Here is a 13787-nt window from a genome sequence, read left to right on the forward strand (position 1 = left end):
AGTAAATAAAGTGACAAACTCTGACTACAGCGAATGGAAAAATGGAGCCGCACTGATCGCTAAGGAGTGGCAGCATGAAAGGAGCGACTTCAACCATTTGGAGCAACGGCCACATAATTGGCACAGTCATCATCGAGGCCAGTTACTGTGTATAGATGAAGGGCTAATACAGGTAAAAACCGATGAAGGAGCGTGGATACTACCACCTCACCGAGCTGGTTGGATCCCCCCGGGTGCGATGCACAGTGTTTATTTTTGTGGTTCTCTGAAAGGTCGTTCATTACTGTTTACTCCAGAGAGTTGTGAGCGGTTTCCAATGAGACCTTGTGTGATCCAAATGAGCGATGTCTTGAAAGCCCTATCGGTTAGGGCATCGATATGGAGCAAAACAGACGAGCTATCCATACAGTCTTTACGTATTCTTGCCGTAATATCCGATGAAATCGTCAATAGCCCTCATGAGTCACTCCATATCCCCCTGCCCAGAGATCCGAGACTGCAAAAAGTTACTCAAGCAATTTTAATAGACCCAAATAGCAAACATTCTGTGGAGCATTGGGCAAAGATCGGGGCAGTCTCATCTCGAACGTTAAGACGATTGATTCGAAGTGAGTTAAACATGAGTTTTAGTGAATGGCGGCAACAAGCACTGCTAATACATTCGTTAGAAATGATGGCTCGCGGAGAATCTGTAGGAGCGGTTGCACATGCTTTGGGTTATTCGACTCCCAGTAACTTTATCGCGATGTTTCGTCGGGTCTATGGCGATTCACCCACGCGTTACTTTTCGAGTCGTGGCATATAGTTGCCAAGAGCTTACCTAAATTAGGTTCGTTTTTATGTACTGAGGTTTTGCATACATTTACTCACCCAACATAAGCAAGTGCTTCTAGCTTCTTTCTGCCCAAATGAGCTGAAATCAATTTCGAAGTGGATAATAGAGTTCAAGATTTCAAGATTTTAAAATATTTAATCTAATGGAAGGCAAGACCACACTCCTACGGTTATTGACAACATAAAGGGGGGAGAATGTTCATTCCTTTGCTTTAAATGTACTTCAAAATTACCCGTTCAACTTGTGCCATACAGGCTCTTTATCGTCTCCCTCAACCACACGATTTTAGGGTTCTTGTTATTGCGTTTGTGCCAAATCATAGTAAATGGAATCAGTAGCTTGTGCTGATAATCTTCCGCAATGGGGATAGGCAACGCTATTAAGTTGGGGTGAAGCTGTTCGCAGTATCGCTGACAATATTTTGGTGCTGTGGTTAACATTTGATGATCGGGCTTTTCTGCAACAAATAAAGCTTGCTCGAAACTCGCCATCGTTAGGCTAACGTTTCGAGTGTGTCCCTGCTCAACCAAGATCTCATCCAATGCCCAACTGTCATTTTTCTCCCATGCTACATTGATGTGGGCATAGCTTAAGAAAGTATCTAAATTCCACTCTTGCTTGAGTGCAGGATGATCCTTGCGGACATACACCATAGGTAAATCCGAAAACAGCACTTCGAAATTAATAAAATACGGGAGCAGTTCTAACGACTCTTTGGAGCGAGGATAGCTTTCACGGCCAGTAAAACCAATATCCACCTCACCGCTGGTAATGGCGTCTAACGAGTCGTAATCCCAGTTATGGAACTTTACCGTTGAGTCTGGGTAAAAATCATGGATTCGTTTGGTCAGTTCATCCGCCATGATGAGTGACAATGGCGACTCTACTCCAAGATGAAATTTAACCCCGCTTGGCGCATCATCACCTCGGTGTGAAACAATCTGGTTACCGATCTGCATCCAGTCTGACAAAAGCACTTGCACGTTTGTCGCGAGATTTGTTGGTTTTAGGCCTTGCGGCGTATTCACAAAAAGCGGGTCATCAAACCAAGCGCGCAATTTGCCTAAAGACTTACTCACGGTTGAGGGAGTTACATTAAGTTTTTTCGCCGTTTTCGTAACACTCTGCTCTTGCAGTAGCAATTGCAGAGTGAGCAGTAAATTAAGATCAAGTCGGGCAAGAGATTTCTTCATGAGGCTCACTAACGTTCTGATTTGGAAATAATAATATTATGGAGAGTCCAATAACGCTACTAGCAACCAACGCTATCATTAACATCATCACAGCCGACACACCTAACGTCGCCATCAACCAAATGTAAAGCGCAGACCAAGAAACCTGCCCTATGCCAAGCATAGAACTTGCCTGACCAGCTTTACGAGAAAACTGACTTAGCGCCTGACTCATCGCCACACCAAACCCCATAGGGAAACTCATGCTGAGCAGAGTGAACCCTACCATATAAAGTGTCGGACTATCGCTATTCAAGTGAGCCGCGAGAATAACGATAGCCGACAAAAAATTGGTCATTTGTGCAGCGAACATCAATGTGGTTTGTTTGAAGTAAGACAGAGCAAATGGGACTGAAAACGATGTTGCCATACCTACCATTGCGAGTAGTGCCATCGTGGTTGAGTAATCGCCTCGAGTAAAGCCAATCGAATCCATTATTATCATTGGTGACGTATTTACATAAGAGATAATCGCTGTGACGCCTAAAGATGTATAAATAACGCGCGATATAAAAAAACGGTTATATAGTGATTCGTTCGAATCTTCACTCATATCTAAAAGTGTGCGCTTGGTTTTAGGCAAGGTTTCTTTTAAGACAAAGCAAGCAATTAAGCCTATCGCAATACCCATCATCGCCATGGCAGTGAATAACACGGGCCACGGAAACTTGATCATAATCAGATTGCCGATCACGGGGGCAAGTACCGGGATAGAACAGATAATTCCATTGAGCATCGATAGAACCTTAGCTCGCTTTTGCTCACCTAAAGTGTCGCGCAAAATGGCGAAGGCCACTACGTAGCAACATGCGGCACCTACACCTTGAAAGAAGCGCATTATTAGGAAGCTATTACTGGTCTCAGCAGAGCCCGCGAACATTGATGCAAGGGTAAAAATCACTGCACCGCAAATGGCAACAGGTTTGCGTCCAAAACAATCAGCAGCTCGCCCAACAAAAACCATCGTCGATGCTAGACCAGCGAGGTAAATAGAAAAGGCAATATGAAGTTGTGATTCGCTCGCAGACAGGTCATTGGCGATTTGTGGTAAAGCAACCAAGTAGAGATCTATTGCCGTAGGATAAAGCAACACAAAGGCGAAGCTACATATCAGATATCGGGGTAAATTAATTTGTTCCATTACTACCTCGTGAAGGAATTGGGCTTACGAGGATGATATGCAACATTACTCATCTTGGCGCGTTACCTTTCTGACAACAGGTATTTCCATATACGACATCAGCAACGATTGTGGCTACAGCAGTCAAACGTACACTGAGAAGAACCTGGTATCGGGCGAAAGTAATCTATACAACCGAGTCCACAACATTAGCTAAATAGATAACGATGGACATTAGTGAGCTGGAGTTTTCTCAAGCTATATTAAGCTCTCAACACCGAAGGTTTAGATAGTATGATTAAGCCTTTCAAGCGGAGCTGGTCTGTCTCTGCAACCTTAATTTTTCCAAGATACAATGTGTTTTGGCTTTACAGGAGTCAGACTGGCCTGGCTCCTTTTTCCAGTGTTCGTCGCGAACGCTACCATCGTGAGGGTTATAGAAACCATTAACTCATTTTAGTGAAAGGAAATTCCTGCTCCCTACAGTGCTTCTCTCACCAGTCTTCTGTTTGGCTCATTATCTCTAACATCCAGACGCGAAATAGCATAAGATACACGGCCTTTACTAGCACTGAGCCACTCATCGTAATGACAGATAAAACACAGCAAGCGACATTTGCCGATCTTGGCCTGATTCCAACCTTAGTCGAGCGACTAGAAGCGTTAGAATACAGCCAACCGACGCCCATTCAATCTCATACCATTCCTTATATCCTTGAAGGGAAAGACATTGTTGGCGGTGCCAATACGGGATCTGGTAAAACCGCTGCTTTTTCGCTGCCAATTCTGCAAAAAATTGTTCAGCAAAACGAAACAAATCATCGCCGTGGTAACTTCGTTTCTCACCTGATTTTAGTTCCAACTCGTGAGCTGGCATCACAGGTGGCATACAACGTCAAATCTTACTCATACCATCTTAGAGATAAGATCAAAACGGTTGCCGTATTTGGTGGTGTATCGGTGAACCCACAAATGCTGGCGCTTCGTGGTGGCTGTGACATTATCGTAGCTACGCCGGGTCGATTACTTGATCTGGTATCCAGTAACGCGATTAAGTTGGACCAAGTAAAAACGCTCGTGCTCGATGAAGCTGACCGTATGTTGAGCCTCGGATTTACCGAAGAACTCAATAAGATTCTTGCGTTACTGCCAGAGAAAAAACAGACGCTGCTATTTTCTGCTACTTTCCCTGATAAAGTCACGACGCTGTCTCAGCACTTGCTCCGCGACCCTGTTGAAGTTCAGTTGCAGAGCGCAGAAGCCAGCACTTTGGTGCAACGCGTGTTTAGTGTAAATAAAGGTGAGAAAACGGCGGTACTTGCGCACTTAATCAAACAGCATCAGTGGCGACAGACTTTGATTTTTGTGAATGCTAAGAATGCCTGTAACCATTTAGCTCAAAAGCTGTCAAAACGCGGTATTACTGCTGAAGTTTTCCATGGTGATAAAGGGCAGGGCGCTCGTACTCGTGTACTTGACGGTTTTAAGTCTGGCGAGATTCAAGTTCTTATTGCCACCGATATCGCAGCACGTGGCCTTGATATTGAAAAGCTGCCAGTGGTGATTAACTTCGATCTTCCACGTAGTCCTGCTGACTATATGCATCGAATAGGGCGTAGTGGTCGTGCTGGTGAAGTGGGTCTAGGGTTATCTCTTATCGATTACGATGACTACCACCATTTCAAAGTGATAGAAAAGAAAAATAAGTTCCAACTTGAACGCGAGCAGGTAGTAGGTTTTGAAGTGGAAGACGATCAGAGTGAAGCCTACTTTTTACCAATGAAGCCGCGAGCAAAGCCGGCAGGTACGGGTAAAAAGAAGAAAAAGCGTAGTCAATAGAATACGTAAACAACCTGTGAGTTTACTTACGGGAGGCGCTGGAGAATGGGGCGCACTAGCTTGAGTATTCGCTTCTAGCCATTTCTTTAAAGAACAATAGAGCCTTACTGGAACTACCAGTAGGGCTCTATTGCTTTTCAAGGTTATGTACTATCGACGCGTCGGACGTCCACGAGGTGAACGTTTTTTAAATGCGGATGCAGCTTTAGCTTGTGACTTGAGGATAGAGTCAACGGTTAGCGGCATTGGCTCTTTAGGTTCAAGACCATGCGGGAACGTACGAGCTCTCGGTGGTAAATCATATTCTTCTTCACTTGCGCGTGGCATGCGCTTAAAGCGATAAAGGTAAAAGTTTTCTAATTTTTCTCTCGCCCATTCGGTCTTCTTTAAATACTTCACACTACTTGCAATCGAAGGCTTAGTGTTAAAGCAATTAAAGCGCATTGCTGTATCTAGAATGTCCCAGCCATAAAAATCCACCAACTCTTGCAACATAGTTTCTAGCTTTAACCCGTGCAGTGGGTTATTTCGTTGCAGTTCGATTCTTTCTTCGTCAGTCATCATTTTAGGGGCCTTACTCATCAAAGGATGGAGTTTAGCAAAGTATACATTACAGAGATATCTATAGTTAGGCAGCGATAGTTTGGATTGCAACTCGATTTGATGTTGTTAGTGCGTACTTGCATGAGCCAAATTAACCAATTACCTATGTGAATACGGATATGTTTTTTCTACCTTGAAAAGCACAGGTGGAGTTGCGACTGTTCCTCTTCTTGAATTGCTGTTCAAAAACTCTCACTAAAGATCAGCGTACTCTAATGTGATGTTAAATCTTTGTGTAATAAGTGAGATTTTTGTTGTTCTTTTACTAATGTCTAATATTCCTACCGATAGCAATACATGCTTAATAGGTTCAAATCAAAAATTAGCCATACCACTTTCTTAGTGTGGCCTCGATGTTTGATGTGGGTGTTGTCTCGTATTGGTCTGTATACCAAGCGAAACTCTAGTTGGCATAGTTCAACGTTGAAATATAACAAAGGATAGCTCAATGTCTGACTCAAGTAAGACCTTTTACAGGGATGTGCGCAAAAAACCGCATGAATTTGAAAGTCGTGAAGACTTTCTAAACCATGATTTAACCATCATGAGCTTTCGTCGCTGGGGTATTCATTTGCCATCACGTGATTACAGTATTGAAATCGAAGACTGGGTGCCTGCATTAGCCGCAACCATTGGTAAAGTGGTGATGGTCACCGCCATGGTTGCTGCATTTGCTGCTCAGTTCGGTTTATCTCCGGAGTTCGTTGCAGAAAATGTGCGTTACGAATTGCTTATCGCGGGTGCTTTGTTCGTTATTTTGTTTTCTGCCATCCTAAACCCGAACGCAAACTTAGCCGGTACCCACGGCCCAATGATACCGCTGATTCCCATGATTGCTGCCGCAGGAGGGCATCCTCTGGCGCTTGGCTTGATGGTATGTGCTTTTGGCTTAATTCTCGCTTTGACTAAAGGCGGTTCTAAACTCATGACCTTGACTGGCATTGGGGTTCGAGGAGGGTTATTGATCTACCTAGGCGCTGTTGGGTTGCTCGGACAGATCAATAAGACTGAGGCGTGGGCTGCGAGTACAGACCAAGGTTACATCTCGTTTGTGGTTATTGGTCTAACGGTTATGGTTTATGCCTACCTAGCTAAGATCAACAAGCGTTGGTTGGCAATCCCACTGTGTTCTGCACTCGCGGGGATTGTTGCTTATTTGATGGGCGCTGAGTTTGCTTTTACCACAGAGCCGGGCCTGCCTAATTTCAGTCCATTCTACTGGTGGGGTGAAAATACTGGCTGGCAACTAGGCTGGCCAACCCTGGAGCACTTTATTGCCGTGACTCCATTTGCGCTACTGGCAGTCGCTATGTGGTCACCTGACTACCTAGGCCATCGTGTGTTTCAAGAACTTAACTACCCAAAAGAGGCGAAAGGCGTGCTAATGGATGTCGACGACACGATGGTCGGAGCGTCTGTTCGTCAGGGGGTTGGCTCACTATTAGGGGGCGGTAACCTGGCTTCTTCTTGGGGTACTTACATGATTCCTGCCGCAATTGCCAAACGTCCGATTCCAGGTGGCGCACTGTTAACGGGGTTCATGTGTATTGCCGCGGCGGTAATTGGTTACCCTATGGATCTAGCGATGTGGGAGCCTGTTCTGCGTGTTGCTTTGATTGTCGGTGTATTCTTACCACTTTTAGAAGCGGGTATGCAGATGATCCACAAGCATAAAGATTCACTCAGTGCAGGTATCTGTATTTTTGCCTGTGCATTCGTTAATCCAGTCTTTGGCTGGGCAATCACTATGCTGCTGGATAACCTTGGACTTATCGGCGACCATGAGCGTGCCAACGAACTCTCGAGAAAAGATAAATACCTGATTCCTGGCACTGCATTTATCGTCTGTGCAGGCTCCCTTGCTGTCGTTGGTCAGCTTCCGGGCATTCCTGCTCTGATCGGTTAATCGAATTACGCTCTAAAGGCATAGTTGGAGTGGTGAGTGATAGGGCTTTCTCAAGCTATGCCTATTTCTCAAAAGTAAAAGATTTGGACTGTGTAGTTAAGCCTTTAAAGAGCATGTAGGGGAAATAAGGCGCAAACAAAAAGCTACCTAGCATAGGTAGCTTTTTGTATAGACAGTTAGCCTACCAAACGGGGACTAAATAATTGATTCAATGCCGTATTTTGCGCCGTAGTGTTCAACGACAAAATCAATGTCTTTGTCACCGCGACCGGATAAGTTGATAAGAATTGAGCCAGTTTCTCCTTGCTTCGCGAGTTTAATCGCGTAAGCGACAGCGTGTGAAGATTCAATCGCTGGAATAATCCCCTCTTCGCGAGACAGTTCAAAGAAGGCATCAATCGCTTCGTCATCGGTGATTGAGCCGTAATTGACACGGCCAATGTCTTTTAAGTAACTATGCTGAGGCCCAACCGATGGGTAATCTAAGCCACTTGCTACAGAGTACACTTCTTGAGGTTCGCCTTGCTCATCTTTGAGCATGTAAGACTTAAATCCGTGCATAATACCTGGCTCACCGAGTGTGAGTGTTGCAGCATGCTCGCCAACCTTTTGCAAAGAGCGGCCCGCTGGCTCGACGCCGTGAATAGCGACTTGTTCATCGTCTAAGAAAGCAGTAAATAGCCCCATCGCATTAGATCCTCCCCCAACACATGCAACGAGATTATTGGGTAGCTTACCAGTCATTTCTTTGAATTGAACACGTGCTTCGTTGCCGATAATTGACTGGAAATCTCGTACCATTTTTGGGAATGGGTGAGGGCCAACGACGGATCCTATCGCGTAAAGTTGTGTGTCAGGATCTTTTAAGTAGGCTTCGAAGGCAGAATCAACCGCTTCTTTGAGAGTCTTGCGCCCGTGAGTGGCAGGGATGACATTGGCACCAAGGATTCTCATACGGACGACATTCGGGTGCTCTTTGGCAATATCAACTTCACCCATGTAAATATCGCACTTCAAGCCAACCAGTGCGGCGGCTGTCGCAAGCGCGACACCATGTTGTCCTGCGCCAGTTTCAGCAATCAGTTTCTTCTTACCCATCTTTTTAGCGAGAATGGCTTCTCCTAAGCAGTGGTTAATTTTATGTGCGCCTGTATGGTTTAAGTCTTCGCGCTTTAGGTAGATGTCTGCTCCGTATTTCTTAGACAAGTTTTCTGCATGGAAGATTGGGCTAGGTCGTCCAACAAAGTGCTTATACAGGCGAGCAAGTTCCGCTTTAAATTCAGGATCTTTGCTGCATTCCTCATAAGCTGCGTTGATGTCACGCATGATTTGTTCAAGCTCCGGCGGCACGAAGCTACCACCGTATTCACCAAAGTATCCTTCTTCATTGGGCATGGTGAGATCAAACGAGTTTTTCATTATTTACATCCTAGTTAACGAAAGTATTGATACTTTTATACCCAAAATTTAGAAGTGGTTGTGTGATCAGTTGCTTAAATCAGAGTTCGCGATCTAGTGCACTAGTTAAAAAGTACAATTTGTGTGGTTGGTAACGGGTTGGATACAACATAAGGTAAGGTTTAAGAGGCGCAAAAAAGCCCCGAGAGATCCTAGGCTGTCATAAGAACCTCTCGAGGCAAACAGAGTGCTGGAAATACACTCTGCGATGGTGTCTGGAAACAAAAGTTAGATTCGTTTCCTTTGCCAGATATTAGGGTTTTAGAATGAGCTGATGTCAGCGAAATGTCACAAGTTAATCGCGGTATCTAAAGCTTATTTTTTATTTTTGAACAATGGGTTAGAAAATAGACTACGACAGACTAACCTACCGTGTGTTCTGCATCTTTTAAATTGAACATGATCTTTCTTTGTTTCGAATCGACGTCTTTAACCAACACGTGCACTTTAGTCCCTAAAGTAAACGTGGTGCTCTGGCTGGAAATTTTTTGTTTGACTGCATCAAATTCGAACTCACCATTTTGGAAACTTGATAAAGGAATGAGACCTTCGATTCGGTTTTCCTCTAACTCAACAAATACTCCGAAGTGTGTGACTCCAGACACCGTCCCCATGAAGTGTTGCCCGATAAATGGCTTCATGTAATGACATTTCAGTGCTGACTCAACCTCTCGACTCACTTCATCTGCCTGACGAGATTGATGCGAACAGTGCACGCTCAGTTGCTCGATTACTTTTGTATCGTAAGGGTAGTTGTTAGCAGCACCTGTCAATTGACGAATAGGTTTTAGTTTCATGAGCAGACTGCGTAGCTTGCCTGTTTTTTGCTCTCGAAGTTTAGCGCGAATGGCGCGGTGAACTAGTAAGTCTGGGTAACGACGAATTGGCGAAGTAAAGTGCGCGTATGCGTCATAAGCTAAACCGAAGTGACCCATATTCTTCGGCGAATACTCGGCTTGACTCTGAGAACGTAGCAGTAGGGTACGAATCACATCACACTCATCTAAATCTCGTACTTGCTCCAGTAATGCGTTGTAGTCATGAGAAGTTGGTTTATCACCACCCGCAAGCGTTAGCCCTTTGTCTGCAAGCATCATTCTTAATGAAGACAGTTTTTTCATCTGAGGACCAGAGTGCACGCGGTATAAGCTCGGTATTTTTTGTTGCTGCAAAAATTGAGCGGTGGCAACGTTGGCACACAGCATGAATTCTTCGATCATTCGGTGGGCATCATTTCGAACTACAGGAACGATGGACGCGATTTTCTTTTTATTGTTTAACGTGAATGAAAGCTCTTGCGTGTCAAAATCAATGGCACCACGGACTTGACGTTGACCAGATAGGTTCAAATACAAGCGATGGAGATTCACCAGATGCTGTTTAATGTTTTGTTTTGGGTTCTTACCTTGGTATTTTTTTGCTTCCGTTGATTGGGAAACAATGCGGTAAGCTTCGTTATAAGTTAAACGAGCATGTGAGTGAATGATCCCTTCAGAAAACTCTGAATCTAGCATGTTACCTTCGTCGTCAAAGGTCATCTCACATACCATAACCAATCGGTCTTCATTCGGGTTAAGCGAGCACAAACCGTTAGATAATGTTTCTGGTAGCATTGGTACAACGTATCCGGGGAAGTAAACGGACGTTGCACGAGATTGCGCCTCAAGATCTAAATGGTCGTTTGGCTGAACGTAGTGAGATACGTCTGCAATCGCGACGAATAACTTCCAATGCCCATTGTCCATTTGGTATGCATAAACGGCATCATCAAAGTCTTTCGCGTCGTCCCCATCGATAGTGACGAACGGTAAATCTCGATAATCCACTCGGGACGTTTTGTCTTTTTCTTCTACGTGATTGCCAAATGCGGAAGCAGCGTGAAGAACTTCATCATCCCAATGGTCATTGATGCCATGTCGACGTAACGCCAATTTAACTTCAATCCCTGCTTCTCCCGGACGCCCTAATACTTCAGCCACTTCAACTGTTGTTGATTGTCTGTGATCTGGATAGGCCGTGACTTTACAATGAACGAGTTTACCGGCACTTTTGGCGATAAGATCATTTGGTGTGACATGAATGGTTTGAGTCAGTTTCGCGCTTTCTGGCACTAGATAGAAGTTCGAACCTTTTCTCTTTAACAAGCCTACGATGTGGGTTGTTTTTCGTTCCACTATTTTGATGAAACGATGATTTGAGCGTCCTTGATGCTGAGCATTGCCTTTCAGAACCAGTACGATATCGCCATCAAACACATGAGTAAGTTGGTGTTTAGGTAAGAAAAGGTCTTTTTCATTACTGTCGTAAGTGACAAAACCAAAGCCGTCTGCGTGAATGCTGACCTTTCCAGAAACCAAAGCGGTTTGATCGACTTTCTTATAGCCACGGCGATGCGTGAAAATCAACTGGCCATCGCGCTCCATAGCGCGTAAACGTTTTTTTAAAGCGTCTTTTTGTGGTTTCTCATCTAAGCCAGTAGAGCGAGAAATTTGCTCGTGACTTAAGTGATTTTTAACTTTATCGAATAGGCTAAGGATAACGTCTCGGCTAGGGATAATGTGCTCGTAATTATTAGAATTTATTGATTGTGCGGATATATTTAATTTCATTTTTTTCTCTTATATTCGCCAATCGCTTTTATTTTATAAACTTTATTTATATGAGCAAAGCATGAGGCGAAGTGATTCAGATATGAATCAGATTAACTTAATTCCAAACTGGAATTGCAAGATAGGTAGTGTGATTACCTAAAGATGTATACCAAAGTGACTTTATTGAAAGTGATTAATGACGGTGTGGGAGAGGTAAGTGATTTGGGTATATAAACTTAGATAGAGAATAGTAAGGGCGGTAATAAGTGGAAGGGGATGGTGGCACCAACAACGTTGATGCCACACAAAGAATTACAGTGCAGTTACTTCAGCAGCTTGTAAACCTTTGTTACCTTGTTCAACAACGAACGATACTTTTTGGCCTTCAGTAAGAGTTTTGAAGCCTTCAGAAACAATAGAACGGAAGTGAACGAATACGTCATCACCGCCATTGTCTTGAGAAATAAAACCAAAACCTTTAGTTTCGTTGAACCATTTTACTGAACCAGTTAATTTATTAGACATAGATACCTCTATATTTGATTGTTTTAAATATTGAATTTTTAGCTAATATCAAGTGCTACTATATGATTTTAGAGATAACTATTTTGTCGCAGGAACGTAAACGAGGAATTCGATGTGGAACTGAGAGAAACTTTGATCTTTAATTACATTAATAGCTCTTTCCGTAAGAGCTGATGTGCAGTATACCGACAAAATTAATAAAGGCTAGCCTTTTCTTTTTTTATTTTTTAAGTACACCAAGCGCATTGCTTTCAAAGCATACGCTTGGTGTATAAGACGGTATGGTGTTATAGATGGTGCTGAGCGCTTAGTGTTTTCTGGTTGGGCCGTTACGAACGATGTCTTTACCATTGTCATATACGTGCTGCGAAACCCAGCGGCCAAGGAGCAATTGGTGCTTTTCTCCTAATACGGCAACAAATGGACGGCCATCGGTATTAGAGGTGGCTAGCGCAACGCCAGTGACACCTTCAAGACCCAGAGCGCCGCTTTCTACTAAATGCAGAAATGCCTCTAACTCTTCAATCGTTTCGATTACATGGTTATCAATATTCATTGTATTCAATCTCTTCGAATTGCATTGCGGTCGCGTACTCTACCTAAGTTAAGCGTGGAAACCAAGTTTCTGCGTGAGCCATGTAATGAGAGAGCCTCGCCCTGCCACTAATCATCGATAGTTAGTCTCGATAGTCCGGAACTTGTCTAGATTCAATAAAGTGAAAACCCTCGCTGGTTAGACATGAGTCACATAATGTTGTCTGGCTTATGTCAACAATACTTTTGTTATTGGATGGGGTGAAGGGGAGTGCAATAATTTGTGAAACTCTTTTCCTAAAGGTTGTTATGAAGAAAGTCCTGATTACCGGTTTTGAACCTTTTGGTGGTGACGCCATTAACCCCGCTTTAGAAGCGGTGAAGCGATTAGAGGCTGTGGCAATAGAAGATGCCATGATCGTTACTTGCCCAGTTCCTGTGATTCGGCATGAGTCAGTGAATACCGTTATTGATGCAATAGAAGCGCACCAGCCAGATTGTGTGATTACCGTTGGGCAAGCGGCTGGACGTGGCGTGATCACCCCAGAGCGTGTCGCAATTAATGTGGATGATTTTCGTATTCCAGATAACGCTGGTCATCAGCCGATTGATGAACCTGTAGTGGCTGATGGCCCAGATGCTTACTTCTCGACGCTGCCGATAAAGCGTATTGTTCAAACGCTGCAAAAGCAGGGGATACCTAGCCAGATTTCCAACAGTGCCGGAACATTTGTATGTAACCACCTTTTTTATGGCATTCAACATTATCTAAAAGACAAACCTATTCGTCATGGGTTTGTTCATATCCCATTATTGCCAGAACAAGCAGCAAATGGCAGTCAGCCTTCCATGTCTCTGGAGATGATAGTCGAAGGGCTAAGGCTGGTGGCTCAAGTTTGTATTGCCAATGAAAACGACATATTGGTTAGCGGCGGGTCGATTTGCTAGTAAGTGTTTTACAGTCCACTAAGTGTCTGAAAGCTAGTAATAAGTTCATCGTTTGATGTTGTAATAAATGTTAGCTTTGTCAAATTTCACAAGTAGCGAAAGGAGTAGCATTGAATAGTCAGGTTGGATGTTGTTCAAACTGGCACTCCTCTAATACAGGAGGTATTAGGGGCTACCCTTACGAAAGGCGAGTTAT

At 43.9% G+C, this 13787-nt stretch carries 12 protein-coding genes; 5 read left to right on the top strand and 7 right to left on the bottom strand.

What is annotated here, in order from left to right:
- The first annotated feature begins 10 nt into the window (after positions 1–10).
- Complete coding sequence (locus tag EX191_RS07555) at positions 11–805, top strand: AraC family transcriptional regulator (protein WP_006742022.1); 795 nt, start codon at positions 11–13, stop codon at positions 803–805.
- Between the two features lie 266 nt (positions 806–1071).
- Here EX191_RS07555 and yidZ read toward each other — a convergent pair whose 3' ends face one another.
- Positions 1072–2028, bottom strand: coding sequence for an HTH-type transcriptional regulator YidZ (gene yidZ / locus EX191_RS07560; RefSeq protein ID WP_193447474.1), 957 nt, complete (start codon positions 2026–2028; stop codon positions 1072–1074).
- Complete coding sequence (locus EX191_RS07565; protein ID WP_193447475.1) at positions 2003–3208, bottom strand: MFS transporter; 1206 nt, start codon at positions 3206–3208, stop codon at positions 2003–2005. The genes yidZ and EX191_RS07565 overlap by 26 nt, the downstream gene beginning before the upstream one ends.
- A gap of 37 nt (positions 3209–3245) precedes the next feature.
- Here EX191_RS07565 and EX191_RS07570 point away from each other — a divergent pair, with 37 nt between their 5' ends.
- Positions 3246–3404, top strand: a complete 159-nt coding sequence (locus EX191_RS07570; protein ID WP_164665753.1) for a hypothetical protein — start codon at positions 3246–3248, stop codon at positions 3402–3404.
- A 371-nt stretch (positions 3405–3775) separates the two neighbouring features.
- Positions 3776–5026: a DEAD/DEAH box helicase gene (locus EX191_RS07575; protein WP_104973814.1), complete on the top strand. Its 1251-nt coding sequence runs from the start codon at positions 3776–3778 to the stop codon at positions 5024–5026.
- A 150-nt stretch (positions 5027–5176) separates the two neighbouring features.
- Here EX191_RS07575 and EX191_RS07580 read toward each other — a convergent pair whose 3' ends face one another.
- Complete coding sequence (locus EX191_RS07580; RefSeq protein ID WP_005391068.1) at positions 5177–5590, bottom strand: VF530 family protein; 414 nt, start codon at positions 5588–5590, stop codon at positions 5177–5179.
- Between the two features lie 487 nt (positions 5591–6077).
- On the opposite strand from EX191_RS07580, the gene EX191_RS07585 reads away from it, so the two are divergent.
- Positions 6078–7535 carry a DUF3360 domain-containing protein gene (locus tag EX191_RS07585; RefSeq protein ID WP_085344663.1) on the top strand — a complete coding sequence of 486 codons (1458 nt, stop codon included), beginning with the start codon at positions 6078–6080 and terminating at the stop codon, positions 7533–7535.
- Between the two features lie 195 nt (positions 7536–7730).
- Here the strand turns inward: EX191_RS07585 and trpB are convergent, their stop codons facing one another.
- From trpB to EX191_RS07605, 4 genes are all read right to left on the bottom strand, one after another.
- On the bottom strand, positions 7731–8954 hold the full coding sequence (gene trpB, locus EX191_RS07590) for a tryptophan synthase subunit beta (protein WP_048625224.1): 1224 nt from the start codon (positions 8952–8954) through the stop codon (positions 7731–7733).
- Positions 8955–9355: 401 nt separating this feature from the next.
- Positions 9356–11602, bottom strand: a complete 2247-nt coding sequence (gene rnr, locus EX191_RS07595) for a ribonuclease R (protein ID WP_193447476.1) — start codon at positions 11600–11602, stop codon at positions 9356–9358.
- 294 nt (positions 11603–11896) lie between these two features.
- Positions 11897–12109 (bottom strand): cold-shock protein, encoded by a 213-nt coding sequence (locus EX191_RS07600; RefSeq protein WP_005375644.1) that lies wholly within the window; start codon positions 12107–12109, stop codon positions 11897–11899.
- 307 nt (positions 12110–12416) lie between these two features.
- Entirely contained in the window at positions 12417–12665 is a 249-nt protein-coding gene (locus EX191_RS07605; RefSeq protein WP_005375646.1) for a hypothetical protein, read from the bottom strand.
- Positions 12666–12952: 287 nt separating this feature from the next.
- Here EX191_RS07605 and pcp point away from each other — a divergent pair, with 287 nt between their 5' ends.
- Complete coding sequence (gene pcp, locus EX191_RS07610) at positions 12953–13591, top strand: pyroglutamyl-peptidase I (protein WP_193447477.1); 639 nt, start codon at positions 12953–12955, stop codon at positions 13589–13591.
- Positions 13592–13787 lie beyond the last annotated feature (196 nt).

It is taken from the genome of Vibrio chemaguriensis, from assembly GCF_012275705.1.
Lineage (GTDB): Bacteria > Pseudomonadota > Gammaproteobacteria > Enterobacterales > Vibrionaceae > Vibrio > Vibrio diabolicus.

Excerpts from the sequence above, each read along its gene's own strand:
- yidZ (WP_193447474.1), bottom strand. The coding sequence starts at position 2,028 with ATGAAGAAATCTCTTGCCCGACTTGATCTTAATTTACTGCTCACTCTG.
- EX191_RS07565 (WP_193447475.1), bottom strand. The coding sequence starts at position 3,208 with ATGGAACAAATTAATTTACCCCGATATCTGATATGTAGCTTCGCCTTT.
- EX191_RS07570 (WP_164665753.1), top strand. The coding sequence starts at position 3,246 with ATGCAACATTACTCATCTTGGCGCGTTACCTTTCTGACAACAGGTATT.
- EX191_RS07575 (WP_104973814.1), top strand. The coding sequence starts at position 3,776 with ATGACAGATAAAACACAGCAAGCGACATTTGCCGATCTTGGCCTGATT.
- EX191_RS07580 (WP_005391068.1), bottom strand. The coding sequence starts at position 5,590 with ATGATGACTGACGAAGAAAGAATCGAACTGCAACGAAATAACCCACTG.
- EX191_RS07585 (WP_085344663.1), top strand. The coding sequence starts at position 6,078 with ATGTCTGACTCAAGTAAGACCTTTTACAGGGATGTGCGCAAAAAACCG.
- trpB (WP_048625224.1), bottom strand. The coding sequence starts at position 8,954 with ATGAAAAACTCGTTTGATCTCACCATGCCCAATGAAGAAGGATACTTT.
- rnr (WP_193447476.1), bottom strand. The coding sequence starts at position 11,602 with ATGAAATTAAATATATCCGCACAATCAATAAATTCTAATAATTACGAG.
- EX191_RS07600 (WP_005375644.1), bottom strand. The coding sequence starts at position 12,109 with ATGTCTAATAAATTAACTGGTTCAGTAAAATGGTTCAACGAAACTAAA.
- EX191_RS07605 (WP_005375646.1), bottom strand. The coding sequence starts at position 12,665 with ATGAATATTGATAACCATGTAATCGAAACGATTGAAGAGTTAGAGGCA.
- pcp (WP_193447477.1), top strand. The coding sequence starts at position 12,953 with ATGAAGAAAGTCCTGATTACCGGTTTTGAACCTTTTGGTGGTGACGCC.